Annotated in this window: 28 protein-coding genes; 16 read left to right on the top strand and 12 right to left on the bottom strand. The window is 35.2% G+C overall.

What is annotated here, in order from left to right; genetic code table 11:
- The first annotated feature begins 278 nt into the window (after positions 1-278).
- The 3 genes from F0365_RS13185 (at position 279) to F0365_RS13175 (ending at position 3,660) form a co-directional block, all read left to right on the top strand.
- Positions 279-2,144 (top strand): T9SS type B sorting domain-containing protein, encoded by a 1,866-nt coding sequence (locus F0365_RS13185; protein ID WP_169934117.1) that lies wholly within the window; start codon positions 279-281, stop codon positions 2,142-2,144.
- A gap of 200 nt (positions 2,145-2,344) precedes the next feature.
- Complete coding sequence (locus tag F0365_RS13180; RefSeq protein ID WP_169934116.1) at positions 2,345-2,902, top strand: DUF4251 domain-containing protein; 558 nt, start codon at positions 2,345-2,347, stop codon at positions 2,900-2,902.
- A gap of 26 nt (positions 2,903-2,928) precedes the next feature.
- On the top strand, positions 2,929-3,660 hold the full coding sequence (locus tag F0365_RS13175) for a DUF6090 family protein (RefSeq protein ID WP_169931759.1): 732 nt from the start codon (positions 2,929-2,931) through the stop codon (positions 3,658-3,660).
- A 521-nt stretch (positions 3,661-4,181) separates the two neighbouring features.
- Here the strand turns inward: F0365_RS13175 and F0365_RS13170 are convergent.
- The 5 genes from F0365_RS13170 to F0365_RS13150 form a co-directional block, all read right to left on the bottom strand.
- Positions 4,182-4,619, bottom strand: a complete 438-nt coding sequence (locus F0365_RS13170; protein WP_169934115.1) for a GNAT family N-acetyltransferase — start codon at positions 4,617-4,619, stop codon at positions 4,182-4,184.
- A gap of 8 nt (positions 4,620-4,627) precedes the next feature.
- The gene (locus F0365_RS13165; RefSeq protein WP_169934114.1) at positions 4,628-5,956 is read right to left on the bottom strand and encodes a phosphoribosylamine--glycine ligase; all 1,329 of its coding nucleotides are present in this window, start codon (positions 5,954-5,956) and stop codon (positions 4,628-4,630) included.
- Between the two features lie 54 nt (positions 5,957-6,010).
- Positions 6,011-6,349: a hypothetical protein gene (locus tag F0365_RS13160; RefSeq protein ID WP_169934113.1), complete on the bottom strand. Its 339-nt coding sequence runs from the start codon at positions 6,347-6,349 to the stop codon at positions 6,011-6,013.
- Between the two features lie 460 nt (positions 6,350-6,809).
- Positions 6,810-7,205, bottom strand: coding sequence for a hypothetical protein (locus F0365_RS13155; protein WP_169934112.1), 396 nt, complete (start codon positions 7,203-7,205; stop codon positions 6,810-6,812).
- Between the two features lie 371 nt (positions 7,206-7,576).
- Entirely contained in the window at positions 7,577-8,026 is a 450-nt protein-coding gene (locus F0365_RS13150) for an ABA4-like family protein (RefSeq protein WP_169934111.1), read from the bottom strand.
- Between the two features lie 199 nt (positions 8,027-8,225).
- On the opposite strand from F0365_RS13150, the gene F0365_RS13145 reads away from it, so the two are divergent.
- From F0365_RS13145 to F0365_RS13135, 3 genes are all read left to right on the top strand, one after another.
- The gene (locus F0365_RS13145; RefSeq protein WP_169934110.1) at positions 8,226-8,861 is read left to right on the top strand and encodes a thiamine phosphate synthase; all 636 of its coding nucleotides are present in this window, start codon (positions 8,226-8,228) and stop codon (positions 8,859-8,861) included.
- A gap of 151 nt (positions 8,862-9,012) precedes the next feature.
- Positions 9,013-9,456, top strand: coding sequence for a TlpA family protein disulfide reductase (locus F0365_RS13140; protein ID WP_169934109.1), 444 nt, complete (start codon positions 9,013-9,015; stop codon positions 9,454-9,456).
- 272 nt (positions 9,457-9,728) lie between these two features.
- Positions 9,729-10,292, top strand: coding sequence for a DUF4494 domain-containing protein (locus F0365_RS13135; protein ID WP_169934108.1), 564 nt, complete (start codon positions 9,729-9,731; stop codon positions 10,290-10,292).
- 336 nt (positions 10,293-10,628) lie between these two features.
- Here the strand turns inward: F0365_RS13135 and F0365_RS13130 are convergent, their stop codons facing one another.
- Positions 10,629-10,820: a cold-shock protein gene (locus tag F0365_RS13130; protein ID WP_101013943.1), complete on the bottom strand. Its 192-nt coding sequence runs from the start codon at positions 10,818-10,820 to the stop codon at positions 10,629-10,631.
- Between the two features lie 295 nt (positions 10,821-11,115).
- Between F0365_RS13130 and F0365_RS13125 the strand changes: the two genes are divergently transcribed.
- Together F0365_RS13125 and F0365_RS13120 are read left to right on the top strand one after the other, a co-directional pair.
- Positions 11,116-12,399: a mechanosensitive ion channel family protein gene (locus F0365_RS13125; RefSeq protein ID WP_169934107.1), complete on the top strand. Its 1,284-nt coding sequence runs from the start codon at positions 11,116-11,118 to the stop codon at positions 12,397-12,399.
- Between the two features lie 270 nt (positions 12,400-12,669).
- On the top strand, positions 12,670-12,969 hold the full coding sequence (locus F0365_RS13120) for a hypothetical protein (protein ID WP_169934106.1): 300 nt from the start codon (positions 12,670-12,672) through the stop codon (positions 12,967-12,969).
- A 126-nt stretch (positions 12,970-13,095) separates the two neighbouring features.
- Here F0365_RS13120 and F0365_RS13115 read toward each other — a convergent pair whose 3' ends face one another.
- Both F0365_RS13115 and rimK read right to left on the bottom strand, forming a co-directional pair.
- Positions 13,096-14,058, bottom strand: coding sequence for a succinylglutamate desuccinylase/aspartoacylase family protein (locus F0365_RS13115; protein ID WP_169934105.1), 963 nt, complete (start codon positions 14,056-14,058; stop codon positions 13,096-13,098).
- Positions 14,051-14,923: a 30S ribosomal protein S6--L-glutamate ligase gene (rimK, locus tag F0365_RS13110; protein ID WP_169934104.1), complete on the bottom strand. Its 873-nt coding sequence runs from the start codon at positions 14,921-14,923 to the stop codon at positions 14,051-14,053. Before rimK ends, F0365_RS13115 begins: the two co-directional genes overlap by 8 nt.
- Positions 14,924-17,077: 2,154 nt before the next feature.
- Between rimK and F0365_RS13105 the strand changes: the two genes are divergently transcribed.
- A complete protein-coding gene (locus tag F0365_RS13105; RefSeq protein ID WP_169934103.1) occupies positions 17,078-17,536 on the top strand; it encodes a fasciclin domain-containing protein in 459 nt (152 codons plus the stop codon).
- A gap of 383 nt (positions 17,537-17,919) precedes the next feature.
- Here F0365_RS13105 and F0365_RS16680 read toward each other — a convergent pair whose 3' ends face one another.
- Entirely contained in the window at positions 17,920-18,045 is a 126-nt protein-coding gene (locus tag F0365_RS16680; RefSeq protein WP_262889009.1) for a hypothetical protein, read from the bottom strand.
- A 170-nt stretch (positions 18,046-18,215) separates the two neighbouring features.
- Between F0365_RS16680 and F0365_RS13100 the strand changes: the two genes are divergently transcribed.
- The 3 genes from F0365_RS13100 to F0365_RS13090 all read left to right on the top strand — a co-directional run bounded on the left by F0365_RS13100 (position 18,216) and on the right by F0365_RS13090 (position 20,248).
- Complete coding sequence (locus F0365_RS13100; RefSeq protein ID WP_169934102.1) at positions 18,216-18,521, top strand: hypothetical protein; 306 nt, start codon at positions 18,216-18,218, stop codon at positions 18,519-18,521.
- Positions 18,522-18,891: 370 nt separating this feature from the next.
- Positions 18,892-19,464 (top strand): Crp/Fnr family transcriptional regulator, encoded by a 573-nt coding sequence (locus F0365_RS13095; RefSeq protein WP_169934101.1) that lies wholly within the window; start codon positions 18,892-18,894, stop codon positions 19,462-19,464.
- Between the two features lie 55 nt (positions 19,465-19,519).
- Complete coding sequence (locus F0365_RS13090) at positions 19,520-20,248, top strand: acyl-CoA desaturase (RefSeq protein WP_169934100.1); 729 nt, start codon at positions 19,520-19,522, stop codon at positions 20,246-20,248.
- A gap of 125 nt (positions 20,249-20,373) precedes the next feature.
- Here F0365_RS13090 and F0365_RS13085 read toward each other — a convergent pair whose 3' ends face one another.
- Together F0365_RS13085 and F0365_RS13080 are read right to left on the bottom strand one after the other, a co-directional pair.
- The gene (locus F0365_RS13085; RefSeq protein ID WP_169934099.1) at positions 20,374-20,883 is read right to left on the bottom strand and encodes a PepSY domain-containing protein; all 510 of its coding nucleotides are present in this window, start codon (positions 20,881-20,883) and stop codon (positions 20,374-20,376) included.
- 467 nt (positions 20,884-21,350) lie between these two features.
- Positions 21,351-22,145 carry a DUF4294 domain-containing protein gene (locus tag F0365_RS13080; protein WP_169934098.1) on the bottom strand — a complete coding sequence of 265 codons (795 nt, stop codon included), beginning with the start codon at positions 22,143-22,145 and terminating at the stop codon, positions 21,351-21,353.
- A gap of 100 nt (positions 22,146-22,245) precedes the next feature.
- On the opposite strand from F0365_RS13080, the gene F0365_RS13075 reads away from it, so the two are divergent.
- From F0365_RS13075 to F0365_RS13060, 4 genes are all read left to right on the top strand, one after another.
- Entirely contained in the window at positions 22,246-23,355 is a 1,110-nt protein-coding gene (locus tag F0365_RS13075; RefSeq protein WP_169934097.1) for a M42 family metallopeptidase, read from the top strand.
- Positions 23,356-23,544: 189 nt separating this feature from the next.
- On the top strand, positions 23,545-24,009 hold the full coding sequence (locus F0365_RS13070) for a hypothetical protein (protein ID WP_169934096.1): 465 nt from the start codon (positions 23,545-23,547) through the stop codon (positions 24,007-24,009).
- A 4-nt stretch (positions 24,010-24,013) separates the two neighbouring features.
- The gene (locus tag F0365_RS13065) at positions 24,014-24,472 is read left to right on the top strand and encodes a hypothetical protein (RefSeq protein WP_169934095.1); all 459 of its coding nucleotides are present in this window, start codon (positions 24,014-24,016) and stop codon (positions 24,470-24,472) included.
- A gap of 22 nt (positions 24,473-24,494) precedes the next feature.
- On the top strand, positions 24,495-24,725 hold the full coding sequence (locus tag F0365_RS13060) for a hypothetical protein (RefSeq protein WP_169934094.1): 231 nt from the start codon (positions 24,495-24,497) through the stop codon (positions 24,723-24,725).
- Positions 24,726-24,955: 230 nt separating this feature from the next.
- On the opposite strand, the gene F0365_RS13055 is transcribed toward F0365_RS13060, so the two are convergent.
- Positions 24,956-25,918, bottom strand: coding sequence for a lipid A deacylase LpxR family protein (locus F0365_RS13055; protein ID WP_169934093.1), 963 nt, complete (start codon positions 25,916-25,918; stop codon positions 24,956-24,958).
- Positions 25,919-26,019 lie beyond the last annotated feature (101 nt).

The raw sequence follows: 26,019 nt of genomic DNA, 5'->3' as shown, positions 1-26,019 counted from the left end.
CACAAAAGATTAAGATCAAATAACGTTAGATAGACCAACAATAACTGCTATATCTAAATGGAAATAGCATTGAAAATGATCCGTAGTAAGTTTTAAATAATTTACAAGAGCTACAAATCATCTAAAGAAATATTTCTATTTATAGCAACTCATCCATAATCCATAAAGTGTAGGATTATGTTGTTCATCGATGTTTTAATAATCAATCAATCGTTAAAATCTTAAAAATTTATCACTTTGTATTCTAGAAAAGAGACAAACCATAGTATTTTTCACAAATGAACAAAATTTGCAGCCTTATTGCCTGTCTTTTTTTATGTGTTGCTTTCGCGAGAGCGCAATTAGGGTTTTGCGCAGGTCAAAGTGGAAACGCCATCTTTACCGAAGATTTTGGACAAGGAACTGTTAACGGACCAGCCTTACCCGTTAGTCATACCAGTTACACCTATGTAAACAACGGCGTTCAGGATGGTCAGTATACCATTTCAAGCAATATGCAACAATTAGGAGATTTCTGGAATGCACCAGACCACACCGGTAATCCCAATGGTAAAATGTTGATCGTTAATGCTGATTTTAACCCAGGTGTTTTTTATCAAACTCCTGTTATAGGACTTTGCGAGAACACGCCATATGAATTCAGCTCTTGGGTAATTAATGTATTAAGTACTAATAATTCATGTGGGACTAATGACATTCCTATTCAAGTACGATTTGAAATATGGGACAGTACAGATACTAATCTGCTCTCTGAAGGAGTGATGAGTCCGCGTACTGCAGATGCTGCACCATCTTGGATAAAGTACGGACTTACTTTTACCACCGCTTCGGGACAAAGTGGTTGTATACTCAAATTGATCAATGAAGGAATAGGTGGCTGCGGGAATGATCTGGCTATAGACGATATAGAATTTAAACCCTGTGGAGATGTTACCGAAGTTCTAAATCTAACAAGTTCAAATCTTTCTTCCATTTGTGAAAACGATCCAGCCACTTCCATAACGTTACAAGCTAGTGCATCAACCAATGTTTTTGTTTCCCCAGAATACCAGTGGCAAACAAGTATTGATGGAATTAATTTTAACGATTTAGCTGGCACTAACACCGCTACCTATACCACTCCGATTTTAAACAACACTACATTTTATAGAGTCAAGGTAGCTGAAGATGGCATCAATCTCAACAATTCACAATGTGTCAATTTTTCTGAAATTTTTGAATTTAGAAAAGTAATCGTAGGTCTTGCTGTTCCTAGAAACGACCCTTTTGTATCTTGTAATGGCGACCTGGTAGATCTTATCGTTGATATCGCACCTGGATTAGAAGCCTATTGGTACGACAGTCCCATTGGCGGCACATTGCTAAATAGCAATTCAACAGATTACGCTACCAACCTCGCAGGAACTTATTACGTCGAGACACGCGATCTATTTAGCGGTTGCACCAGTAATATAAGAGTCCCGGTTCCTTATGTAATAGAAAATTCACTAGTAGTGAACAGTGCCGATTTCACGATCTGTCCTAATGATATAGCTATATTAGATCCACAAGCTCCTAATGCGAGATATGTTTGGAATACTGGAGCAACTACACCTAACATAAGTATTGGAACTGCAGGCACCTATACTTGTGAAGTGATTAACAACGCTGGTTGTTCTTCTATTGCGACATTTAATGTTAGCGTAATAGACCTTCCTGTTATCGCATCACTTGATATAATAGGAGAGGAGCTTATTATCAATTTACAAACTCCAGGTGATTTTCAATTTAGCATCGATGGAAGCAATTGGACCACTAGAAATACGTTTGATATCACCACTTTTTTACAAGTTATTGCCAGAGTAAGAGACCGTTTTGGTTGTGAAGTAATTACTCAAGAGTTCTTACGCATTCAAATCCCTAAATTTTTCACGCCAAATGCTGATGGATTTCACGACACTTTTAAAATTTACGGTATCGACAAATTTCCTGGTGCACAACTAGAACTATATGATAGGTATGGAAAATTATTACTGCAAATCAATGATCTAGAAGAAGGCTGGGATGGGATGTACCTTAACCAGCCGCTTCCTAGCAGTGATTACTGGTATAAGTTGTATTTTAATGATCAGCTCATTTCTGGTCATATCACCTTAAAACGTTAAATGTTAAACGAGTTCGTATTATGCATATTATATTTAATTTTAGAGGTGGTACAAAAGTGAAAAGCCGAAAACGTAGGTAGAGGAATGATAGTGTTATTTAAAATATCGCTTTCTTATCTTACCTGCTGGGAGGCAGAAAAGCAAATCGTAAAAAATATAATGCGGCAGCATTTGTACACACATTTATTAAAATAAACAGCATGAAAACTCTAAGGTATTCCATATTAATACTAGTTTTACTAGCGTTTAACTCTTGTAAAACTAGTTTTACAGAGGAAGATCTAAGTAAATTAGTAAATCTACAAGAACAAATGAACCAGCAAGGCTTTGAATTTGAAGCAGATGTTGTCATTCCATTTAACACACAAGCCCTCAATAATGTGGCAAACGATTTGTTGATACGTTCTGGAAACAACGTTGCGCGCATTGATGTACAAGGCGATCATTACACCCTAAAGATAGAAAAGCAGGAGGCAGAATTTGTATTGCCATTTTACGGTGAACGCCGCGTTAGTGGTGGATATACTAACGATACCGGTTATAATTTTATAGGTGATATAAAAAACATCAAGAGTAGGATCAATGAGAAAAAAGGCTATCTTTCTTATGAATTCACGACAAGAAACGACGCAGAAACGTTGGACGTCGAGCTTCAAATTTACCAACCCAATAATGTAAGGTTAAGCATTAACAGTTCACAGCGCACCTTTATGAAATATGAAGGTCGTTTAAAATGGCTGGCAGTAGAAGAGGAATAAGGCTAATTTATGGACCCCAATCAAATATGAGATTTTTTAATAAAGCAAGATTAAAGCATATTAAAGTTAGTGGTTTACGCAAGTACCTGATGTATGCAACAGGAGAGATTATTCTGGTTGTATTGGGTATTCTTATAGCCCTATGGATCAATAACTGGAGCCGAGAAGAACAAATAGGCAAAGCCAATGTCCAACTTCAGGAAAAGGTCTTGTCACAACTGGATAAAGATATTCATGACTTGGATCAGTTTCTAAAAGAATTAGACACCTTGAACAATACGTATCTAAGAGTACTTGGGCGTGATTACGATAAAACTAAAATAGATAAAAAAGGAATATTGTCTACCATACTGTTTGATGTTAAAGATTTAGATCTGGATAAGCAAAACAGCAATTGGATAGATAATGCGGTATTAAATAATTCTCAAGCATCTGAAAGCTTAATCAATCTGAGCGGTATTTATAAATCTTATTTTAAGGATATAGATGATATGGAACAAATCATCTATAAAAAGTTTACTGCAAACCTAGAATACCTAGAAGAAACACAACCATGGTATACAATCTTAATTACAGATTTAAAATGTGAGAACGATTGCATCAACTACTTATTAAAGAGTGAAGAGCACAAATCGAGAATAGCATCTTTACGATTTCTGTATATCAATGGATACGGAGATATAGTCAACAGTTTTTATGACGACCTTATTAAGTTCAAAGAAGAATTAAAGTTGTCGGAGGAAGAAGAGACGAAGTAAGTGTTTGCTTAGAGTTGTGTTGGTCTCTATAAATTCTATTTGACATAATATACATTATGGTTCAAATGTAATTATTTCTGTACGGCCGCGTTTCAGGCTATTTACACATAATTGTAGATACAGTGCCTTTAGGTCTATAAGGTCAGCAATCATATTTAAAGAAATTATGGCTAATGAACTTTAAGGTTTACTCGTAAGCTATAATGTTATGTAATGTGAAATATCCCAGGAAGTTTTGTTTTCATTAGAATATTTGGAACTTGGGTCATTAAACATCCTTGTATTTATTAATCGTTTAATTTAAATATTCTGTTCAATCTCACCTGATTTTTTTAAATAGGCGTTTCTCAAGAAACTTTAGGTTTACACATCAGGATATATGCATCGTAAAAAACAACCTAATAGCTCAATTAAAATAATTAAGTTATAAAGCCCGAGAATCTAATAGAAATAAATGATGTTTTTAAAGTCTATAAATGGGACTTTACAGAATCAGTGATATCAAAAGTTTTGATCCCGTTTTAGTAAATAAATAATTCTTCTTCCTCATCTTGACACCCTATTGTTTTGACATAAGTAAACCCTACTTTTTCATAAAAGTATCGGAGTTGTTTCTCTTCTGTGGTCAACCAGTAATGTTGTTTGGGATCCTCTAATAACAAGTTTTTAAGCCATAAACTGCCATAATTTTTATTTCTTTTGTCTTCAGGCACCCAAACATAACCTATGTATAGGTAATTTTTTAGAAACCAGTAATTGGCTTCCTCTTTATAAGCTTTCATTTCTGTTGTTAAAGCAGAAAAAACAATACCACCTGCACAAATTTCGTTATCCTGCTCCAATACATATATGAGCGTATGTTCTCTATTTTTTTTCCAAATCGATTTTATTCCTTTTTGCCAATCTAAAGGCAACAGATCCATAAAAACAGATTCGTTTTTTAAAATTTTTAGTCGCATACGCTGGTTTATAAAAGTCCCCAAGACCATAATTTATCCGAATCCTCTTGCCAACGATCTCCTATATCGGTGCGGTAGTAACAGTTATTCACAATGACGTTTTGTACTCTGTTGTACATATTGCGCTGTGCATCTTTCATGGTTAAACCGGTACCACTAATTAGAAGGGCTATTCCGGTATCCCCTGTAATAAGCCATTCATTATTTACTTTTTTAAGGTGCATGAGATGTATGCCTTCTTTTGTTTCTTTTTTAATAATGACTACGGCATCTTTAGAAAAGAGTTGAAAGGTTTTCTTATCCTCATAAGGAAATGGTGGTACCACAATAAAAACGCCTACTTGAAAACCTTTTTTAACTTTGATTTCAAATTTTTGACCTGAAGCTAATCTGTAAAAGAAGTCGCCTAAAGGTTCATTGATTCCAGCACGTTGAATGAGAATTTGTGGATATCCAAATCGAGAGGTAAATTCTAATGGATAAATACCATTTCCGTTTACGATACAATTAATATCTATATGTCCTATAAAATTTGATTTCGCCAGCGTGGCCTCAAATTTCTTTAGAGTAGCATCAAATATGGGCGAATCTTTAGTCCAGAACATACTGGTTCCCATCTCACCAGTGGAAACTCCTAATTCTTTTGGAAATAATTTTTTATGCTCAAAAGTGATGTTGATGGGCTTTAAGAACTCGGTTCCATTAAAAAATGAAGCTATAGAAATCTCTACACCTTTTACCTTTTTTTGAAGTTGAAAATCACCAAAATCATTCCCCCACGATTTTTCATAGGCTTTTAAAACACGTATCACATCCAAGCCTTCATCATCACTACCTACAAATAACAATTGCTTAAACTCTTGGGTTTCGCCAGAAGGTTTAATAACATAAGTATCTGGATGCTTTTCAATAAAAACAATAGCCTCTTGAAAATTAGTAAATTCATAAGATGGCAGTACTTTAATCTTATGAGCTTTCAATTGTTGATGGCCAAAATTGCGATCTAACTCCAATAAATCTGTGTAGATGGATCCTCCCACAACAAGTTTTCCTGCATTTCTAAGGTTTTCGCAAATTTCGCCATATCCAGTGTAATCAAAGATAATTAATTCGGCCCAGTCGGTATGCTTTTTCCAATCAGTGACTTTAGGGCAAAAACCGTAGCCAATTTCTTTACAGCCTCTTTCTTGTATAAACAACTTAATACTATGCCCTTCGGTTTGTATTGCATTTGCTATATCCAAAGTTTCTCCATACTTGGAAACAAAGAGAATTTTTCTTTTAACGCCCACTGATTTTTTTAATTTAATAATTGCACGGTCAACTTCTGATCCCATAGGTAAAGGTTTTAAAAAAGATACGGGACTCCTTAATGAAGTCCCGTATCTTTGTTAATCTACTTTTTTCAATGTTTTCAACACATAAGTTTCTTCTGAGAACTCACCGTCTTCTGTTTCTTTTTCAGGAATAATTTGGTACGTCATTTTAAAAGTTTTTCCTACCAGATCATTAGACTTTAAATCAAAAGATTTTAAAATGTCTTCAGAAATTTCACTAAAAGCAATGTAAGTATCTTCACCATCCGCACCACCAGAAATACTAAAGTTATACTCTTCGTATTCATAACCATCATAAGTTACCGTAACACTCTTTACATCCTGCTCTATAGTTTTAAAAGATAAAAAAGACAGGCTTAGAACACATAAAACTAATATTATTTTTGTTTTCATTATTTTAAATTTTTAAATTGAAATGTTTACTTACTTCGGATGTTTTCCACCTCAAGTCCGACAGGCTTTTAGTAACCCCTTTTAAAAGAAGTTATACGTGGTTTTTATAGGCTAAATCACAATATTCCCTTTATAGATTAAAAAAATAAGTATTCTTATAATTGCCTAAAAATTAAGTTTTTATAGGGCGTTGTATTTAAAGGAAATGTAAACAAAAAAACCATTCAAAATCAAGCAGATTTATTATTATATCAGCAAAATAGATGAGGAGATAGCACTTATTTGAGTCGGTGATAAGAATGGGCAAACGCCAGTCACATTAGAATCTGCTAGATCCTATTATTAGGTGATTTGGAGACTTGTCACCTGTGTTTCTGCATACTTCACTTCGCTCCTCTCCTTATTCACGCTTAAGAATCTTGTATAAATGGGCAATCCTTTAAAAAGGTAATTGGCGTCATCAACCCATCAATGCAATTCCCAGACTCGCTTGATCATACATAAAAGCAATCCAACTAGCATAAGCCCATCCAAAAAAAGCAACTACCCTGATTTGATGCCTAGTATTTTTTTTCCATTTACGAGACAGTAATAAAGCAAATAATGGATTGACTTGAATCCCATGCAATCCGAAGAAATGAGCGATTCTTAAATCTTCTCCTAGTTTGCTCCAATTCAATAATGGAAGCCCTGCAACAACATCTGCAACAGCTACCTTATGAGACATCTTACTGATCATTTGTCTGCCCACCCCACTTGCAGCTATAAAGATGATCCATCCTGTAAGAGTGACAAATTGGATGGATTTTGTGGTGTTTACTTTCAATCGTACCGTTTCTATCAAGAAAATAATCATGGCCAAAAATTAGTTCCTATTTAATTCCCATACCAGCAAATAATAATCCATCCAACCAAGCAGATTGACTGTAATGAGAAGTCACACCTCTTGATGTTTGATAAACAAGGAACTCTTTTTCTATTAGCAAGGTCCAAGAAGTCCATTATTGAAAATGATTTTCTTTCTTTTGGAGAACGTATATAAGGTGACCAAATAGTTAATAGTTAATAGTTAAAATATAAATAGCAGCAGAAATACAGATTTCAAAGGTTTGGTCCATATAGGAACTCCCATAAGAGTACGCCCATCTATAATGAGTCGCGCAATGCACGCAATGGCTCCTATCAAATGAATCAACACAATCATATAAAGTATAGGACGTTCTTTTCTTAGTTTTTGGATGCCATGATGGAAATCTCATGACTTTTTTGCTTGAAGAATTTGATGATCATAAAAAGTAAAAATCCCAAAGGTCCAAACATAAACGTTCCTAATAAACAAGGAATCATCACCAATTGATGAATGCCTAGTTTTTTATTTTGATCCAGCATCCACATACCTACTACCAGATCAAAAGCCAAGTAATGCACCCAACCTGACAAAACAGCATTCTCTGTTGTAAACAACTCCATAACTGATGACAGAGTTCCAAAATCCATCATACCTCCAGCCAGTAAGCCTTGAATAATGTAGATCGCATAGATCACTGCTAGCGCCAGCGGTATCACTTTATAATCGATTAAAAATCTGCTGACCTTCCATTTCGGTAAGATGATCATCAAGAGCCACATGGGTAAGGCCAGGATATTAACTATAGAAAAAACGTCATTTGGAGTCATAATGGATAATTTTAAGAGATATTGTCAGTTCTTTGTTATTCAAATACCAAGTTAATATAAAGAATTGGTGCTAAATACTACTCAACCATCATTATCTGATGTTCAATTGTAATTTGAATAGCACTACTATCCCGTTTTAAATAGATACTTTTGGATATTCATACATAAATGTGTATTCCATTGCATAAATCAAGACCCTATGATCCCTAAACTACATTATACGTCTCAAGCACAATCTACTGCAGCGCATCTAGAAAACATCCAAAAAGCCTGCAGCTCTGGAGCCGAATTGGTACAACTAGATCTGGAACATATCGCCGGAAAAGATCATTTGAAACTCGCGCAAGAAGTCATAAAAATTACCGCGCATTTTCAAACCAGATTAGTTATCAAATCCCATTATAAAATTGCCCACGAGATCAAAGCAGACGGTATTTATCTGGAACAAAATGATGCCTGCCCTACCCTAGCCAGAGAACACTTGTACCCTTGGCAAACTATAGGTGCCACAGCGCATAACTTGCAAGAATGCGAGACCTTACTCACTAAAGAAGTAGATTATATAGGATTAGGACCTTTTAGAATCTCTCAAAAAAATGAAACTAAAGCTTTAGGTATCAATGGCTATACTGCTATATATGAAGACTTAAAGACAGAGACACCTCTTATTGGTTTTGGAGACATTACGCCAGAAGACGTTAAGTACATTTTAAAAACGGGCATCTCTGGAATTGCCGTTGCTGATGCCATTACTCAAAATTTTGACCTTATAAAAACCTTTAATCAATTGTTAGGAGCTTCTTCCACAGACGAAATGCGACATACGTTTAAATAAAAATAAAACATGTTGCTTATTACTGATTTGGGCGTTCCCCTAGCGGGTCCTGCTTTCCACTCTATCTTTTATTTAAAAAAAATAAAAGGATGTCGTTGTAATCGGTAACGCGGGAATAAAGTAAGAAATATAACCTGATGACCTTAGCATTATGAACAGTCTTATAACTTCCATTGCAGTAAAAGATCTCGATGGTGAAGACGTAGATTTAATAAGACTCTATAGAGAGAAAGTACAGCTGTTGATGCTTTATAACAACGACTGTTTGGGTTGTACCGGTCGTGCCCTGCCACTCGCCTATGAATTCCAAATCCAATACCCAAGTATACAAGTAACAGGAATTCATGCCGATTTCCCAACTCGAGAAGGAACAAAAGAAAATATCAAAGCTGTTTTTAGAAGTGGCAACAACCCTTTTCCCATATATATAGACCAGCACCATAAAGTCTACGAGCAGTTCCATGCCGAAGGAACACCACAATGGCTGCTCATTACTAAAAATGGCGAACTCTACCGCTCTATTTTTGGATCACAGGATAATGCAAAAAATCGATTGTTTTATGCGTTGGAGAGTTTGATAGGGTTAGATAGGTAGTTTTGAATGCTACTACAAATAATTATGTTAACATCATATCTTACGGAATCAAGGTCTCTATAAACGTTTATCTCTCCTTCCCAATAAGCACAATTCAGTATAAACTTCTATTTGTATCTCTCTTTCGCGAAAGCGAAACCACCAACAAAATTCTTAATTCCCTAAAAACAAATCATCTAAAAACAAAAAACCTAATTTGTGAACATCTATTCTATTTTTTAAGGTTTGCAGCTGGTGCAGCAGCCTATATTTGGCGTCCTAAAAACAAAAATATGAGTGCAACTTGGTACGAGTGTAAAGTAAAATATAGAAAATTTGATGAAGCCTCTGGCACACAAAAAATAAAGACAGAGCCCTTTTTGGTAGATGCGATTTCTTATACAGAAGCCGAGAGTAGAATCACTGAAGAAATGGCAGCTTACTTGCCCGAAAGTGAAGAAATTAAGATCACCAATATCAAGGTGGCCAATTATGCAGAGATCCACCCTTTTGAAAATACAGATCGCTGGTTCAAATCCCGTGTGTCGCTTATTGCTTTTGACGAAGAAAGTGGCAAGGAACGCAAGACCAATATGTACTTGTTGGTTCAAGCAAATGATGTCAAGGAAGCTTATGAAAATACGGTCACCACAATGAAAGATACGATGGGTGAATACACCATTCCGGCGGTGGCTGAGTCCCCTATCATGGACGTGTTTCCTTATTTCTCTGGTGAGGAGGAAGATATGGACCGTCTAAAATCATTTGTCGCCTTGAAAGATTCAGTTCCTGCTGTGAACACGATAAATGAAGATCTAGAACTACCAGACGTGCTCGCTACTGCCGAAGAAGAATAAAAAATACATACTGCGCTGGCCTATGTTGAACACGTCGATCAACTCAGCATAGGCTATCGAAGTAATGCAAAATCTGCCAATTGTGATCGAGATCTCAATCTCTTCTAATTTTTACTCTGGCAGGTCTTCATCCTACTTAGGTAAGGTTTTATTTTCTGCACTCGCTGGTACTGATATTACCTGTACTGAGCCTGTCGAAGGTCATTATGATGTGCAAACTATTGGATCTAATTGGGAAGTTGTAACACATCAACAGGCAGTTAGCTATTAAAATAACGACCATAAAAAAGCCCCATCAATATTGATGGGGCTTTTGTCAAAATATATAACTATATATTAGAGAACTTTTACGTTTACCGCGTTTGGTCCTTTGTTTCCTTCTTGTAAATCAAATTCTACTTCGTCACCTTCTCTAATCTCATCGATTAATCCTGAAATGTGTACAAAGTGGTCTTTTTCAACTCCTTCTTCTGTGATAAATCCAAATCCTTTAGTGTCATTGAAAAACTTTACTGTTCCTTTACTCATCGTAATGTAATTTATTTTTATTAATACTTTTGTTAGAGCAAAGATAGTGCCATTTATCCAAATGACAACACTGTTAACAAAAAGGCTACTACTATTCTTTAATATTAAAGGCTATCATCTGTTTCTATAAGAGCTACTTTCTTTATTTAAAGCGGTCTACCAACTTTATCTTCCTCTAAGAATTTTAAAATAAATCTTGTTAAACCAAGACTATTCTACACAAGGATACCTAATTTTGCAAACTAGAAAAAAACACTTCTTCCACTACCAATAGCTTCCAACAAAGGCCACTCTTATGAATATAGAACATCTGTTATATGATTATTTAGTAGCAACAGGACTCTCAGACACCGCAGCCAAATATGTAAACCTCATCAGCTTGCTCTTAGCACTCTTGATCGCAGCCTTTATTATTGATTTTATTACGAGTAAAGTGATTATCAGATTATTCACTCAATTTAGCGATAAGACCAAAACCGATTTTGATAATTTATTAGTAAAGAACAAGGTCCCTCAAAATGTAGCTCATATCATTCCGCTTCTAGTGATACTTGAATTTATTCCTAAGGTATTTATCGATTTTCCATACTTTGAAAATATAGTAGAAAAAGGATTTAAGGTATTTGCTATCGTTCTCACCCTATGGATAGGCCGTAGTTTATTAAATGCGCTTAGAGATTACTTCAAAACCTTACCTCGTTTAAATGATAAACCTATAGACAGCTACATACAGGTGTTTATGATTTTTGCTTGGGCGCTAGGAATACTATCTGCTTTTGCGATCATAACTGGTATAGAGTTCATTAAATTTATTACGACTATTGGTGCAGCTTCCGCCATTATTATTTTAGTATTTAAAGATACCATACTAGGTTTTGTAGCCAGTATACAAGTATCTATAAACGATATGGTACGTATAGGTGACTGGATCACCTTTGAAAAATACGGCGCCGATGGTGATGTGATCGAGATCAACCTATCGACGGTTAAAGTTCAAAACTTTGATAAAACCATTACCACCATTCCTACTTATGCGCTTATTTCTGATTCCTTTAAAAACTGGCGAGGAATGGAAGAATCCGACGGTAGACGTATCAAGCGAGCTTTAAATATCAAATTAGACAGTATCAAACATCTATCTATAGAGGAAGTAGATCGGTTAAAAGAAATTCAGCTGATTTCTTCCTATTTAGAATCCCGTCAATCTGACATCAAAACATATAATACCGAAAATAACATCAATAAAGAATTGTTGTTAAACGGTAGAAATCTTACCAATATAGGAGTATTTAGAAAGTATATGGAGACCTATATTGAAAATCATTCGGGTACCAATAAGGAAATGATGATCATGGTACGGCAGTTAGCTCCTACTGCTCACGGAATTCCTATAGAGATGTATGCTTTTAGTAGTGATAAGCGCTGGCAAAATTATGAGTACATCATGGCCGATATATTTGACCATCTGATCGCAGCAGTACCTTATTTCAATTTAGAAATATTTGAACTGCCTAGTAATTCGAGTTTTACCGATTTGACTAAAATCACTAATCAAGCTATAGCAAGCGGCAAAGAGTGACCCATTAGTTCTATTATGAATGTTTATGCTACTTAGGGCTTTAACGACATGCCTGTCAACAGTTGAGAAAGCAGAACAAAAAGAACTACCTAAAACAGATCAGTTACTACTGCCCTCTTCCCTCCTGCATAAGTACCATTCCTATTGAATGTTCCAAATCATTCAAGTGCAGGAATTAAATAACAAACTCTTGTTAAGATATGTTTTCATAATGTTAATCGGTAGGTGAGTAAGTAACTTATTTGTTATATTATTTAAAATCAATTTATTATGAAAAAGGAAGCCGAAAATACCGAACAGAAATTAGCTTATAATCCAGACATAACTAAGGAAGATAAAGCCTTGTTAGGTGAGGATAGGGATAATATTCACAATGATGGAAGCGCTGATCGCGAACTAAAAAACAGAAACAAAAAAGTAGACTTTACAGGAAAAGATTTAGATGTTCCTGGAAGAATAGCTGCCCATAAAGAAAATGATACCACTGGGCTAAATGATGAAGAAAATAAGCTTCACAGTCAAGGTGGAGAACGAAATAATAATCTGGAACGCGATGATTCCTCCCAATAAAACCTGCTCTTACAGGAACAAAAAAAAGCTTTCAAGTAGAAGTTACTTGAAAGCTTTTTTTATGATGCCTATAGTTCGAGTTTATTTCTAATGCTCCACCTATGTACTTTTAAGGGTTTGCCCCTACTATTCTATAGACATATGGATAACGGCATCGCCTTTATTCACAACAGGTGCTCTATTGATGCAAAAGACATAGCCTTTTACAGGAGCTTTGACATCTTTTTCAAAAAAACCGAAAGGATCTGAAATACTACCGATCTTATCCCCTTTGTTGTATAGTCGTCCTAAAACTGCATTACTGCGAAACATACCAGAATAGCTCGCTCTGATCCATTTAGAACTTGCTACAACAATAGGCTCATTAACTTTTGCCTTGCTAGCTAATTCTTTTGAAAAATCCCTAATACCTAAATGATGCATCAAATTCAAAGCTCCTTTGACACCCACCTTAGTCACTGATTTATCTATATCTAAAGATTTTCCACCTTCAAATAAGAGAACTTTTTTCCCTAATTTGATAGCAGAATCTCTATATGATTTTTCTCTGCGTTTGGATTTCATAATAAAAGGAGCTCCAAAGATTTTAGCCAACTCTAAGCTTTCTTCATCTCCTTCATTAATTCTTACTTGAGGAGCGTTAAAACGATCTGCACCACCCGTATGAAAGTCTAAACAGTAATCGGCCAGCGGGACAATTTCCTTCATCAAATGATAAGCAAATATACTGGCTAGAGAACCTCTTTTAGAGCCAGGGAAAACCCGGTTCAAATCCCTTCCATCAGGAAACTGACGGGTTTGATTTAAAAAGCCGAAAATATTAACCACTGGAATACAGATGACCATTCCTTTTTGAGGCTTGTGGTAGCCTTTGGCAACCAGTTGCCTGACGATTTCTACTCCGTTAATTTCGTCACCATGAATCCCCCCAGTGATTAAAATGGTAGGACCAGGTTCCTTTGCCCGCTCTATAATAATAGGCACTTCTATTTTTGTGCGTGTATGAAGTTTTGCGATATCGAGATTGATTTGAAGCCCTTTACCTTCTGAAATGACTTTTCCTAAAACTTCGATACTACTGTTATGCATTTCTCTCTACGTATTTGATAATTTGGGAAGCAATGTCTTTACCTGTTGCTGTCTCGATCCCTTCTAGTCCAGGGGAAGAGTTCACTTCTAAAATTAAAGGACCTCTTGCCGACTGTAGCATATCTACACCCGCAATACCTAATCCCATTACTTTAGCTGCTTTTAAAGCTGCATTTTCTTCTTCATCTGTTAATTCAATGATGTCTGCTGATCCACCTCTGTGCAAATTAGATCTAAATTCCCCTTCCTTTCCTTGTCTTTTCATCGCCCCTACTACCACACCATCAACTATAAAAGCACGTAAGTCGGCACCTTTTGCCTCTTTGATAAATTCTTGTACGATCACACGAGCTTGTAAACCATTAAAAGCTTCTAAGATAGATTCGGCAGAGTTTTTATTATCGGCTAATACCACACCAAGACCTTGAGTACCTTCTAATAACTTAATAACTAGTGGTGCACCGCCTACTTTCTCTACGACATTGCTCACATTTTTAGAGTAATTACTAAATACAGTTTTCGGCAAATCAAGACCTGCTCTAGCTAAAATTTGAAGGCTTCTCAACTTATCTCTAGAACGCACAAGAGCTTGCGACTCTGTAGCCGTAAAAATTTTCATCATTTCAAACTGACGCACTACGGCGGTACCAAAAAAGGTTACCGAAGCACCTATACGAGGAATGACTCCATCGAGATCTCGTATTTCTTCGTCTTTGTAAATAACGATAGGTTTCTTTTTTTCAATAACTAAATCACACTTTGTGTGATCTATGATGATCATTTCATGCCCTTTCTTTTTACCTGCCTCTATAATTCTTTTTGTAGAATAGAGGTTAGGACTGGCTGATAAAACTGCAAATTTCATTAATTAAATTTTAATATTGGGTTAAAGCTATGTTGTAAATAAATAAAGCTGCTCGTTAACAAAGCCTAGAAATACGAACAGATTCTGATAATATACAATAATATAAATGTCATCTGCAACTATGTGCTTAGTAGATTGAATACGTTAACATAGTTTGTTAACGACGTCACAAATATAAGTTGTTGTATCCTTACCTGTATTAAAAACAGAAAATCATACAGGTAAATTGAAAAGGGAAGATTAATTCCATAAAGAAGTTGCCCCGTCCTGAATAAAGGCTGCATAATTTGACACAATTAGGTGAAAAAATAACAAAGTAATTATACGTTACAGTAAGCGTTATAAACGCTATTTATTACCTCTAAAATTGTTAAATGAAAAGGATCATAATGTCTTGGTACTGTATTCTTGCTACAGCTAGATCGCTGCACGGACTATTCTTATTTTAGAATTGGAAATAATATTTAAATCTAAAAGTGTCCTATTAGCTTTTATCTAGTCAAAAACAACAATAATAGTAGATTGAAAAAATTCAATACCTGTATCTGAAAGATCGTCAGGAACATGAGATATTGAATTCAATTTAATTATTAAATCGTCCTTAGTGTTTTGGACTGTACTAAAAATGTCTTGTTGAACGATTTCTTCTTCGCCATTTCCAAAAGTTTACTTCTTACTATTGATGTAGATACAATAGTTGTTGTTATTGGAGGAATATTTTCATCCAAAATTAAGGCCTAAACTTAGTATTGCAAGCAAAATAATTATTACTTGTTTTTTAATAATTGATCGCGTTTTAATTTATAAATCAAAAATCTATAGAAGTGAAGTCTAAACCACTTTATGCTTATGATGTTTGGCATAAGTGTAACCAAATCATCATAAGCTATGTAAATGTCATCGTCGAGTGCGGTTATACCTCTTATAGTAATATGATCCAGGTTAAGTGTAGTTTGCAATTCGCTCTAAGTGTATGATAAAACATCATAACTACCAATAAAGGAACTAGTTTGATCTCGATTTTTATTCCCTACGACTATAATGATCTGGCTAAATTTTGAAGTTAACGATTCGAATACTGCATTATGTAATGCTATGTACTTGAATCCACGTACCGTTCAAACTATTGTAAACAATCACTTCGTCTGATAAATTTATTGAATTTGGCCCAGGTGAAGAACTTGAGGTATGGTCTGCTCCTCCAAACATATAAATGTTATCGTTAACGGCTTCACCATCTCTTTGTTCTCTATAACCTGATGGTGGTATTGAGGCTTGTAATAAAGACCAAACTATAAATGAAGAGTTGCCTTTAAATGAAAGTAACCTAACTACTATTAATGTTTTTAGAAAGTATATGGAAACCTGTATTGAAAATTATTCTAGCAACAACAAGTAGATAGTGTTCCAAGTGCTCTAGCTAATTCCTATTAGTCACAGGATTTCAATTGAAATTTACGCCATCAGTATTGATAAGCGCAGGAAGAATTATGAATATATAATGGCAGCTATATTTGATCATCTTATAGCAGCGGTACCTTATTTTAATCTAAAAATATTTGAGTTGCTTCGTGATTTAAATTTTACTGATTCTTAAAGGCTAAGAGATTAAAACAAATATTTTATGTTTATAAATATGTTGGTTTAACAATAGAACGATTGTAACATTAAAAAAGTTTTGGTAACATACTTCTAGTATTAAGGTCGTTTGTCTCTTTAAATCGCACTGGTATCTAAACATAACAGATCGCAGCTATTGATGTTAAAACGGCAGATAAACTAATAGCTGTAGAAAAAATAAGTGCCGAGCAAATGCTGAAATTTTAGCTAGTGAAATGCTAACATTCTCAACAGAGGGAGAGAAGTATTTGTAAGGGAGGAAAATGTAAATAACGCATAATTAATTATGCCAAAAGTTGAAAATTGAAATGGTGTTTTAAATGTAATCAATGGTGTACATCTAACTAAGAAGTAAATATTGAGCATCCATAATAGCAATATTGATCCCGAGCTTATAAAATTGGATATCGTTTTTTTTTAAAAACTTAAAATTTGCCAATTTTATCACTTTCTAGTTAAAGCCTAGTTAATACAGGTAAGTTAGTAGAGGCACGTACGAACTTATAGAAACAGTATTAACCTTAAAACAAATTTATGTCAGATTTAAACAAAACAATCGTAGAAACAGCAATTGCAACAGATGCACTTTCAACTTTAGTAGCAGCTGTAAAAGCAGCTGATCTAGTAGAAACATTATCTAGTGAAGGACCATTTACCGTTTTTGCTCCAACAAATGATGCATTTGATGCATTACCAGATGGAACAGTAGCAACTTTATTAAAACCAGAAAATAAGAGTCAGTTAGCAGGTATTCTAACTTATCACGTAGTTTCTGGAGACATTAAAGCTGCAGATGTATTGGGTCTTATCGAAAAGAACAATGGAAAAGCAACTGTTAAAACAGTAGCAGGTGGTGAATTAACTTGTACTACAGAGGATGGTAAAGTTTTCGTTCACGATGAAAATGGAAATGCAGCAGAAGTTGTAATAGCTAACATTGAGAATTCAAATGGAACCGTACATGTTATCAATAAAGTTTTAATGCCTAAGTAATCATTAAATTATAAGTATTGATATTTAAATCAGTCCCGCAATTCTATCATAGAATAGCGGGACTTTTTTATTGTAATGATTTTACAACTTGCTATTCAGTTTTTATAGTAGTTCTACATATGTTTCAAGTGTGCAGCTTCTTACTCATATAAAATGCCAAAAATTGTAGTGAAAAATCATTCTCGATATCGTTCCAATTAAAATAGACCTCATACAGTTTTTAATACCATTGTCTAAAAACCAAAGCAATCTATCCCATCTACTACATTTTTTGTTTCAAACCCGCTGTGCGTGAGCTATGGGAAACTAGGTACAAGACTACCATGATAGATTCCTAGTCCATCTTTGATGATAAAAACTTGATCTATGTTTCTACCTGCTTTTTAAACATCAGGAATCCCTAAATACGTATCTCTAGCTGGGTATAAATCTCGATGATGTGCACAGAACAAAAAGGAATCTTGTGTCTTCCATGGAAACCCTAAAGGTTGAATGTTAATGATGTTCATTTTCATTTGTTTTATGATGTAGCAAGAACTCTAAAAGTATCTGGATCATACCGTTTATCAAAAACAAATATAATACCTCTGAAAACACCCTATCAGGTCTAAATGATTATGGTGTTTTAAGAATGCGACATAGGGTTATATTTGTGACGCACTTAATAATTACTCATAAAATGTCTGACAGCATCCCCTGCCCCAATTGCCAAACTACTATTTCAATAAACACAGAAGAATTCTTAAAAGGAAAAACTTTTTCCTGTTCCAATTGTGATGTAAAAATTGGACGGACAGAAAAAACAGACTTGGATCAACAGAAAATGGAAGTGTTCAAAAATTTTAATAAAATCAAAAAAGAAAAAAAATCTAGCATCCCTTGTCCTGACTGTGGTACCGCAATCCCTTTTCTTACTAAAAATTTAATGAAAGGTCATAAAATTGCGTGTCCCAATTGTAAAGCAAGTTTAGCTTTGCAGGGATAAAAACACCAAATTTGATGGGGAACCAGTAGGAATGCCCCTAGTTTTGTCGTTACGAATAGTCGTGCTACGTACAAGGTATGCCACGCAGTCTGCTTAAAGTCTATTCCGTACTCCGCAAGGCGACTTGATATAGAACTGATCATAAAGAAAGATGCTAGTTGGAGCGACAATAGTAAACGAATGCTTGTGGAAAAACATCCTGGTAATCTCAAAATATCCACGCAGTCTACCAAAAGTTTGTTCCATGCTGCACAATACATTGCTCTGCTCCATCGGCACTTATTAAATTACCTTTTAATTAGGAAACTGCTATCTATTAATTTGTTTCTATGCGCTTATCTTTGAAATGGAATTAGTAGGATCGATCTAAATGGAACAAATTAAAGAATATCTAGAAAGTATTGCTCACATCTCTGAAGAGGACTGGGATTTCTTTACCTCAAAATTAACGCAGCGAGTGATTCCTAAAAAAGAAATTTTTCTAAAATTAGGTGAGGTAGAAAATCAGATTTCGTTTATAGAGTCGGGAATCGTACGCTTGTTTATTCCTAAAGAAGACGATGAAAAAGACATCACTTTTGGCTTTAGTTTTGAAAACCAATTTATAAGTGCCTACGACTCTTTTTTAACCAGACAGCCCTCATTGTATCAATTACAGACACTGACCAAAACAAGTTTACTCAGTATTACCTATGAGGACTTACAGGATGTGTACAAAAAGACGCAGATAGGGAATCTTATAGGCAGATTAACCGCAGAGCGACTTTTTTTAATAAAATCTAAACGGGAACAAAACCTCTTGAATCTTAACGCTGAAGAGCGATACGTGAAATTATTTAAAGAAAGACCTCAATTGATACGTGTCATGCCTTTGAAATATATCAGCTCTTATATAGGTGTTACCGCACAAGCATTGAGCCGCATTAGAAAGCGAATTTCTTGATCTAGGTTCATAGTTTTACAAGGGTACTGCTCCTACCTTTGTAAAAAAAAGATTTATGGCTGTTATACTCTTAGTTGTAGCTCTCTGGTACGGTGGACTCTTCTTTCAATCCTTCTTTTTACATCGCTATGCGGCACATCAAGTGTTTACGATGTCTAAAACAATGGAACGCATTACTTTTGTACTCACTTGGATTTTTCAAGGCTCTAGTTATTTAAGTGCCTATGGGTACGGCATCATGCATAGAATGCATCACGCTTTTACCGACACAGAAAAAGACCCACATTCCCCAAGATTTGATGATAATATGTTTGCCATGATGTGGAAGACCAAAACTATTTATCAAGACATCAATCAAGAGCTCGTAGAAGTAGATGCACGTTTTACTAAAAATGTACCTCAATGGAAAGCTTTTGACAAATTTGCTAGCTCCCGTTTCTCTAGGCTTTTATGGATTACTTTGTACGTATTATTCTTCGTTTACTTTGTAACTGCTTGGTGGCAATGGTTATTATTACCAGTTACCCTTATGATGGCACCTATTCATGGTGTGATCATCAACTGGTTCGGTCATATCTATGGTTATGTGAATTACCAAATGAAAAATACCAGTAAGAACTTATTCCGATTTGATTTCTTGATGATGGGAGAAGGTTATCACAACAATCACCACAAACACGCTAATCGTGCTAACTTTGGTGTGAAATGGTACGAAATAGACGTTACCTACCTTATTATTAGATTACTGAACTCTATAGGCATCATACAGCTTAAAAGGTCTTGATATAAAATAGAATAAAAAAAATCCTCCCTGTAGATTTAACATCTATTCGGAGGATTTTTCTTTGGAGTGAACTTTAGTTTTGAGATCTAATTATTAAACTGCTAAGTCTAATTCAGCAGGAACAACTATACAAACAATAAGACTAAGGTCAAGACCAATCCAGCGCCAGCAAAGAGAATTCCTTTTTTAAAGATTTCAGTACCTCGCATAAACATCCAGAATGCTGATATTACAAAGAAGAGCAAGCCAACTCCAAAGAAGATGTTTAAAAAGAACAAGGGCTGCCCTGACTTTGCTTTGTGGAAGTGAGTGAGTTTATCTAATAGGTAAGGCAATTCCATTTTAGTGTATTGCGTTTCTCCAGTGAGACTGTTGTAAAAACCATTTTCAAAATAGTAGATCCCTGCTTCCTCCCGAGTTACTTCAAGTTTTTTTATTGGAATAGCTGGGCCTATTTCGCTTATAGTTAGCTGCGGCTCGACTGTTTTTTCAATGGTGGTCTCTTGCTTTAATAATTCTGTATCTCTAAAGATTAACGCAATACCACTTATCGCATAAACAGCCATGATACCTGCAAGGAAAAAGCCCAGATACCTGTGCAACTCGCGCATTTTTTGAGAAGTTTTTCTACCCATTGTAATTTATTATCTAGAATTATTATAAATAACAAATGTAAGGCACCCTATACGATTACAAAAGCGCTATCTTAAAAATAGCTCCTTTTTTTAAAACTCGTTATTTCAGCTTTAACAACACAACTTAATGTTGGACCAAATCCAAAGCGTGAACTCTACTAACAAAGACGAAGCACTCCAAATTAGAGGAGCTTTTAATGTAATTATGAGCTGTAATGTGAACTTTTTGAAGTATAGTATAAAGAATCGTAAGCCCATTTAATGATGTAAACTATATATTTACTTGAAGTATTTAAATAGTTGATTAATAGCATTGTAAATGATTTAAAAACTCACTATAGGCTTTGTCTATTATATGGTTTTATTGATATTCTAAAGGATAATTTGAATCAGTTTATCGTATGGAGCAACAAGAGGTGCCTGATACTATAAGACCTTCGGATTTAGTTAAGGAACTGGAGAGTAAATCAATTATTACGTCTGGCTTTGCGTGCTTTTTTCACGTTGTATTCCTGGATGCGTTTAGCTCTTGCAGCGAGTTGAATACTGTCATAATTTGCTGGAAGTTCTCTTTCATAAGATTTCCAATGCGCACGCGCAGCAAAATAATCAAACTCAATCGCAGGCTTTTGATCCTCCAATTTATCATCAGTAATGCTGTTCATAAGGATGTCTTCCACGTAAAAATCATCTACAACGGTTTCTGGTCGGTACTCTTCTTTTAGAGACATATCAAAAACACTTGCTGTTTTATCAAACCAAAATGCACTCCAACCGCTTCTTAAGCGCTTTAATAAATCATAAGCCGTATTTCCAGTCTGCCGGTGGATGAGTTTAATGAGTATTTGTCCTTCGGTTTTGGACAGTTTTTTAAGCTCTCCTTTGAATTCTCCCTCGATATAGTCCTCGACCATCTTAGAATATTTCTTTTTTTGGTTTTTGGTTTCTAAAGAGGCGAGTCGTTTATCGAGAACGGTTAAACGTTCTGCCGCTAGTTTTGCATAGGGCCATACTTTTTCCACCTTGCGTTTTAAGATTAAATAACGTATGCGCTCGTACCTACTGTCAAAATTTAAGTCTTGTATCAAAAGGACTTTATCCAATTCTATGGCACTTAATGAGTCGCCATCCACGTAGAAATATTGTTCTACTGCCTTTGCTATCGAGTCTTTTGAAACGGGTTTGGGTGTTGGTATTACTTGTGCTTTCGCGAAAGCGAGACCGCCACAAGCCACTAGTAAAAAAATTAAATTATTTATCATAAACAAGTATGCTCTAAAAGTGTTCCAAAAATAAGAAACCCAATAGAATACAAGCGTTTTTGCGACCATATTATTATCTTCACGCTCTAAAATTTATCACATGGCTGAAAAAAGCATTTTAAATAAAAAATCACTCGACTTTCTAGAAAAATACCTCAATACCGCCTCTCCTACTGGTTATGAATGGAACGGTCAAAAGGTATGGATGGACTACCTAAAACCTTATGTAGATAGCTTTATAACAGATAATTACGGTACCGCTGTAGGCGTTATCAATCCAGATGCAAAGTTTAAAGTCGTTATAGAAGGGCATGCAGATGAGATCTCGTGGTATGTGAATTACATTACGGACGATGGCCTTATTTATGTCGTGCGCAATGGTGGCTCTGACCATCAAATCGCTCCTTCTAAAAAAGTAAACATTCATACCAAGAAAGGAATCGTGACAGGAGTATTCGGCTGGCCAGCGATTCACACTAGAAATAAGTCCAAAGAAGAAGCTCCTAAACCAGACAATATTTTTATAGACTGCGGTTGTGAGACTAAAGACGAAGTACTGGCACTTGGAGTAGATGTAGGATGTGTGATTACCTATCCAGATGAGTTTTTTGTATTGAACAAAAACAAATTTGTATGTCGCGCACTGGACAACCGCATGGGCGGATTCATGATTGCTGAAGTAGCGCGTTTATTGAAAGAAAATAAGCGAGAATTGGATTTTGGACTGTATATAACTAATTCTGTTCAAGAAGAAATAGGATTGCGCGGAGCAGAAATGATCACGCATACCATAAAACCTAATGTAGCGATCATTACAGACGTGACCCACGACACGACAACTCCTATGATCGAAAAGAAATCTAATGGAGACGCAGCCATAGGAAAAGGTCCTGTCCTCGCCTATGCACCAGCGATTCAAAACAACCTGCGCAACCTGATCATGGATGCCGCAGATGAGAAAAAGATTCCTTATCAAAAAAGAGCTACTTCTCGTTCTACAGGAACAGATACAGATGCTTTTGCTTATTCTAATGGTGGCGTACCAAGTGCGTTGATATCACTTCCATTACGTTATATGCACACTACTGTAGAAATGGTTCACAGAGATGATGTAGAAAATGTGATCAAAATGATTTATGAATCTTTATTGAAGATTGAGAATAATCACGATTTTAATTATTTTTCTAATAAGAATGAAGGCTTGTTTTAAATGATCCTCTTTTTCCAAAGGGCAGCATTTATTCTGCCCTTAGGAAATGCTTTTGTTACAATTAAACAATCCCTTATTTGCTTTGTGAATGGGGATTTTTTTTTTGCAATGTTATTAAATTTGACATCATTAAAGATAAAGAAGAACCAGTTCTTTATTTTTACCAGTATAAAATTTAATTGCCATTAAATGAAATTAAAAACCTTATTCTCTTGTCTTTTTCTATGTGGTGTGATGTTGTCCTGTTCTACAAAAAGAAAAAAAGACACCTCAGCGCTTACGCAGAAGAATCAAAATGTCTTTAACTTTAAACCTTTGTTTCCATTAATAGCTGGTTGCGAAGGTGCTCAAAGTTCCTCTTGTCTTGAAAACGCAATTAGTTACATCATTATTGATGAAAGTATTAAAAGAAAAATGGTATTTGTCAACGACACCGTGAATGTAGGGATCAGCTTTAAAGCTAATGGAAAGTTAGATTTAATAACTAATACAACTAACAACAGTCTATTAAAGAAACTAATTGTTGATATTTTGCCCTCTATAGATTTATTAGCTCCAGCTTATTCAGAGAGAGAAAAAAGGTATGTTAGCCACACCAACTTATGGTTTATTATCATTAAAAATAATGAACACGTAAATCCATCCAATTATTAACAACATGAAAAAATTAATCCTTAGTTTCTTATTATTAGCTACTTATCAAGTCACATTTGCTCAGAACATTTACAAAGTAAAATTGAACGAATGTAACACTCAACAGTTCGGCTTAGAAAGCAGAGAAACCACTGCAAAAATTAAGGATAAAGATGTCCTTGAATTATTGATTAAGAGCATGAAAGAGGATGCCTTTAACAAAATTAGAGGGGTGTTAAAACTTCAAGTTATAGTTTATAAGGACGGTACCAGCTGCCTGTTAAGCTTTGAGAACGAGACTAATCTGAGCTCTGAAGAATTGAACATTATAAATATCAAGTATGCGATTGATAGTCAATTAAAATGGACTATTGGAGATGAAGCCGTAGCGGCATTAATGGAAATTGATTTTAAAAAACGAAAAACAGTTATTAATAGGTTCGGAATACACGGTGATCTTGGTTGGCATCAATTAAAAAATTAAAATATCAATTAATACTGAATAAATGTCATACTTAAGTACTAAAGCTTTTGGAATGCTTCTCGATCGCTTTATTGAAATATCAAGCATACGGGTAATGTGCGGCAGCCTTTTAATTTTATTTTCTGGGATTACCTTTTGGATTTTTGAAAACGTGCTTTATATCAATACTTTATTAATTCTCGGTATCTTAATAGGTGTGGCCTTAATTATCTGGAAAGTCTTAGACCACCTTAAACGAAAAAACGAATTATAAGATCTTATTGATTGGGTTTTGATAGGTACGCAACAGATACTGAACAAATTTGAATGGAGCTTTTCTTCGTAGTTGAATTCATATAAATCCAACAAGACAGTTCTTTTCTAAGCTACTCATGACTTTATTTTCCAAAGGGCAGCATTTATTTTGCCCTTAGGAAATGCTTTTGTTACAATTAAACAATCCCTTATTTGCTTTGTGAATGGGGATTTTTTTCTAATCCTATGTCAAATCGTAAACCCAATCCTGATCCCGCCCCACTTTGCAGTTTCTCCAGTATCAAATTCTTTTGAAATGATGGAACGCGTGTATTCCAAATACAAGGTTTTCGTTTTTAAAACGATACCATAATTGAACTGTGTGTTGAGTCGTTCTAGATTTCTAGAATCTACAGTGTAAGGGCTGCTCCTATGGAACAATCCTCCTTGGAGTGTGGCATCGTAGCCTATGACGTTTAGTATAGGTTGGACATACGCATAGAGTTGAAACCCGTTTCTTTTCTCCGCAGAAGAAAATGGCGAATTTATAATTCCAATCATAGAATTGAATCCCATAGAGGCGTTGGTAAAAAGCGTTCCTATTTTTGTGTTTGCTTGGGCTTGAATAGAGAATAGGTCTTTGTATTGAAGCAATTGTTTTTCGTAACCTACTTCGTAATTCATAACCAAGTCATTCTTGATTTGATTTCCCCAACCTCTAGGAGTTTTATTTCCAGTAGCCTCATGTATTCCAATTTGCATCTCGCCACCATAAGCTGCTGGGCCTATGATTCCTAAATTGAAAGAAGAAGTAAACCGGCTTTTGTTGATGCTGTCTGTAGCGATTACAAAGCTTTTTAAAAAAATAGCCGCTGCAAAAGGCCTGTCTCCTACTTGAATCTCGGGTAAATCATAGCGACCTGGCGTGAAGCCTATGTGTTCTATGGCTAATCCATAACGAGTCTCCACTTCTTTTGGCTTTAAGAAAAGATAGTTGGCAGGATTGTTTTTAAAAAATGGAGTTGCCAATTCAAAACTATAACCTTGCGTATAATTCTTATCTGACGCAGCAAAATAATCGTTATCGTAATGAAATCTAAAGTAGTTGGTGTTTTTGATATCGCGTATGGAAGATAGGTTATCAATTTTCTGAGCGATGGCTATCGCTGGAAGTAGTAAAACGAGTAAAGTAAAAATGCTAGTATTTCTCATACTGTATAAACGAGAAATCGGCAGCCGCAGTTTTATTTATAAGTTCCTAAAGAATTGAATGAATACTCGTGTTTAGAAAAACTTAGATTACCTATGGAGTT

The sequence above is a fragment of the Nonlabens sp. Ci31 genome, assembly GCF_012974865.1.
Lineage (GTDB): Bacteria > Bacteroidota > Bacteroidia > Flavobacteriales > Flavobacteriaceae > Nonlabens.
The sequence above is the reverse complement of the archived record's forward strand: the minus strand, read 5'-3'. Positions and strand labels throughout refer to the sequence as shown.

Bases quoted from the DNA above. Each gene is read 5' to 3' on its own strand.
- F0365_RS13185 (WP_169934117.1), top strand. From the start codon at position 279: ATGAACAAAATTTGCAGCCTTATTGCCTGTCTTTTTTTATGTGTTGCT.
- F0365_RS13180 (WP_169934116.1), top strand. From the start codon at position 2,345: ATGAAAACTCTAAGGTATTCCATATTAATACTAGTTTTACTAGCGTTT.
- F0365_RS13175 (WP_169931759.1), top strand. From the start codon at position 2,929: ATGAGATTTTTTAATAAAGCAAGATTAAAGCATATTAAAGTTAGTGGT.
- F0365_RS13170 (WP_169934115.1), bottom strand. From the start codon at position 4,619: ATGCGACTAAAAATTTTAAAAAACGAATCTGTTTTTATGGATCTGTTG.
- F0365_RS13165 (WP_169934114.1), bottom strand. From the start codon at position 5,956: ATGGGATCAGAAGTTGACCGTGCAATTATTAAATTAAAAAAATCAGTG.
- F0365_RS13160 (WP_169934113.1), bottom strand. From the start codon at position 6,349: ATGAAAACAAAAATAATATTAGTTTTATGTGTTCTAAGCCTGTCTTTT.
- F0365_RS13155 (WP_169934112.1), bottom strand. From the start codon at position 7,205: ATGATTATTTTCTTGATAGAAACGGTACGATTGAAAGTAAACACCACA.
- F0365_RS13150 (WP_169934111.1), bottom strand. From the start codon at position 8,026: ATGACTCCAAATGACGTTTTTTCTATAGTTAATATCCTGGCCTTACCC.
- F0365_RS13145 (WP_169934110.1), top strand. From the start codon at position 8,226: ATGATCCCTAAACTACATTATACGTCTCAAGCACAATCTACTGCAGCG.
- F0365_RS13140 (WP_169934109.1), top strand. From the start codon at position 9,013: ATGAACAGTCTTATAACTTCCATTGCAGTAAAAGATCTCGATGGTGAA.
- F0365_RS13135 (WP_169934108.1), top strand. From the start codon at position 9,729: ATGAGTGCAACTTGGTACGAGTGTAAAGTAAAATATAGAAAATTTGAT.
- F0365_RS13130 (WP_101013943.1), bottom strand. From the start codon at position 10,820: ATGAGTAAAGGAACAGTAAAGTTTTTCAATGACACTAAAGGATTTGGA.
- F0365_RS13125 (WP_169934107.1), top strand. From the start codon at position 11,116: ATGAATATAGAACATCTGTTATATGATTATTTAGTAGCAACAGGACTC.
- F0365_RS13120 (WP_169934106.1), top strand. From the start codon at position 12,670: ATGAAAAAGGAAGCCGAAAATACCGAACAGAAATTAGCTTATAATCCA.
- F0365_RS13115 (WP_169934105.1), bottom strand. From the start codon at position 14,058: ATGCATAACAGTAGTATCGAAGTTTTAGGAAAAGTCATTTCAGAAGGT.
- rimK (WP_169934104.1), bottom strand. From the start codon at position 14,923: ATGAAATTTGCAGTTTTATCAGCCAGTCCTAACCTCTATTCTACAAAA.
- F0365_RS13105 (WP_169934103.1), top strand. From the start codon at position 17,078: ATGTCAGATTTAAACAAAACAATCGTAGAAACAGCAATTGCAACAGAT.
- F0365_RS16680 (WP_262889009.1), bottom strand. From the start codon at position 18,045: ATGAACATCATTAACATTCAACCTTTAGGGTTTCCATGGAAGACACAA.
- F0365_RS13100 (WP_169934102.1), top strand. From the start codon at position 18,216: ATGTCTGACAGCATCCCCTGCCCCAATTGCCAAACTACTATTTCAATA.
- F0365_RS13095 (WP_169934101.1), top strand. From the start codon at position 18,892: ATGGAACAAATTAAAGAATATCTAGAAAGTATTGCTCACATCTCTGAA.
- F0365_RS13090 (WP_169934100.1), top strand. From the start codon at position 19,520: ATGGCTGTTATACTCTTAGTTGTAGCTCTCTGGTACGGTGGACTCTTC.
- F0365_RS13085 (WP_169934099.1), bottom strand. From the start codon at position 20,883: ATGGGTAGAAAAACTTCTCAAAAAATGCGCGAGTTGCACAGGTATCTG.
- F0365_RS13080 (WP_169934098.1), bottom strand. From the start codon at position 22,145: ATGATAAATAATTTAATTTTTTTACTAGTGGCTTGTGGCGGTCTCGCT.
- F0365_RS13075 (WP_169934097.1), top strand. From the start codon at position 22,246: ATGGCTGAAAAAAGCATTTTAAATAAAAAATCACTCGACTTTCTAGAA.
- F0365_RS13070 (WP_169934096.1), top strand. From the start codon at position 23,545: ATGAAATTAAAAACCTTATTCTCTTGTCTTTTTCTATGTGGTGTGATG.
- F0365_RS13065 (WP_169934095.1), top strand. From the start codon at position 24,014: ATGAAAAAATTAATCCTTAGTTTCTTATTATTAGCTACTTATCAAGTC.
- F0365_RS13060 (WP_169934094.1), top strand. From the start codon at position 24,495: ATGTCATACTTAAGTACTAAAGCTTTTGGAATGCTTCTCGATCGCTTT.
- F0365_RS13055 (WP_169934093.1), bottom strand. From the start codon at position 25,918: ATGAGAAATACTAGCATTTTTACTTTACTCGTTTTACTACTTCCAGCG.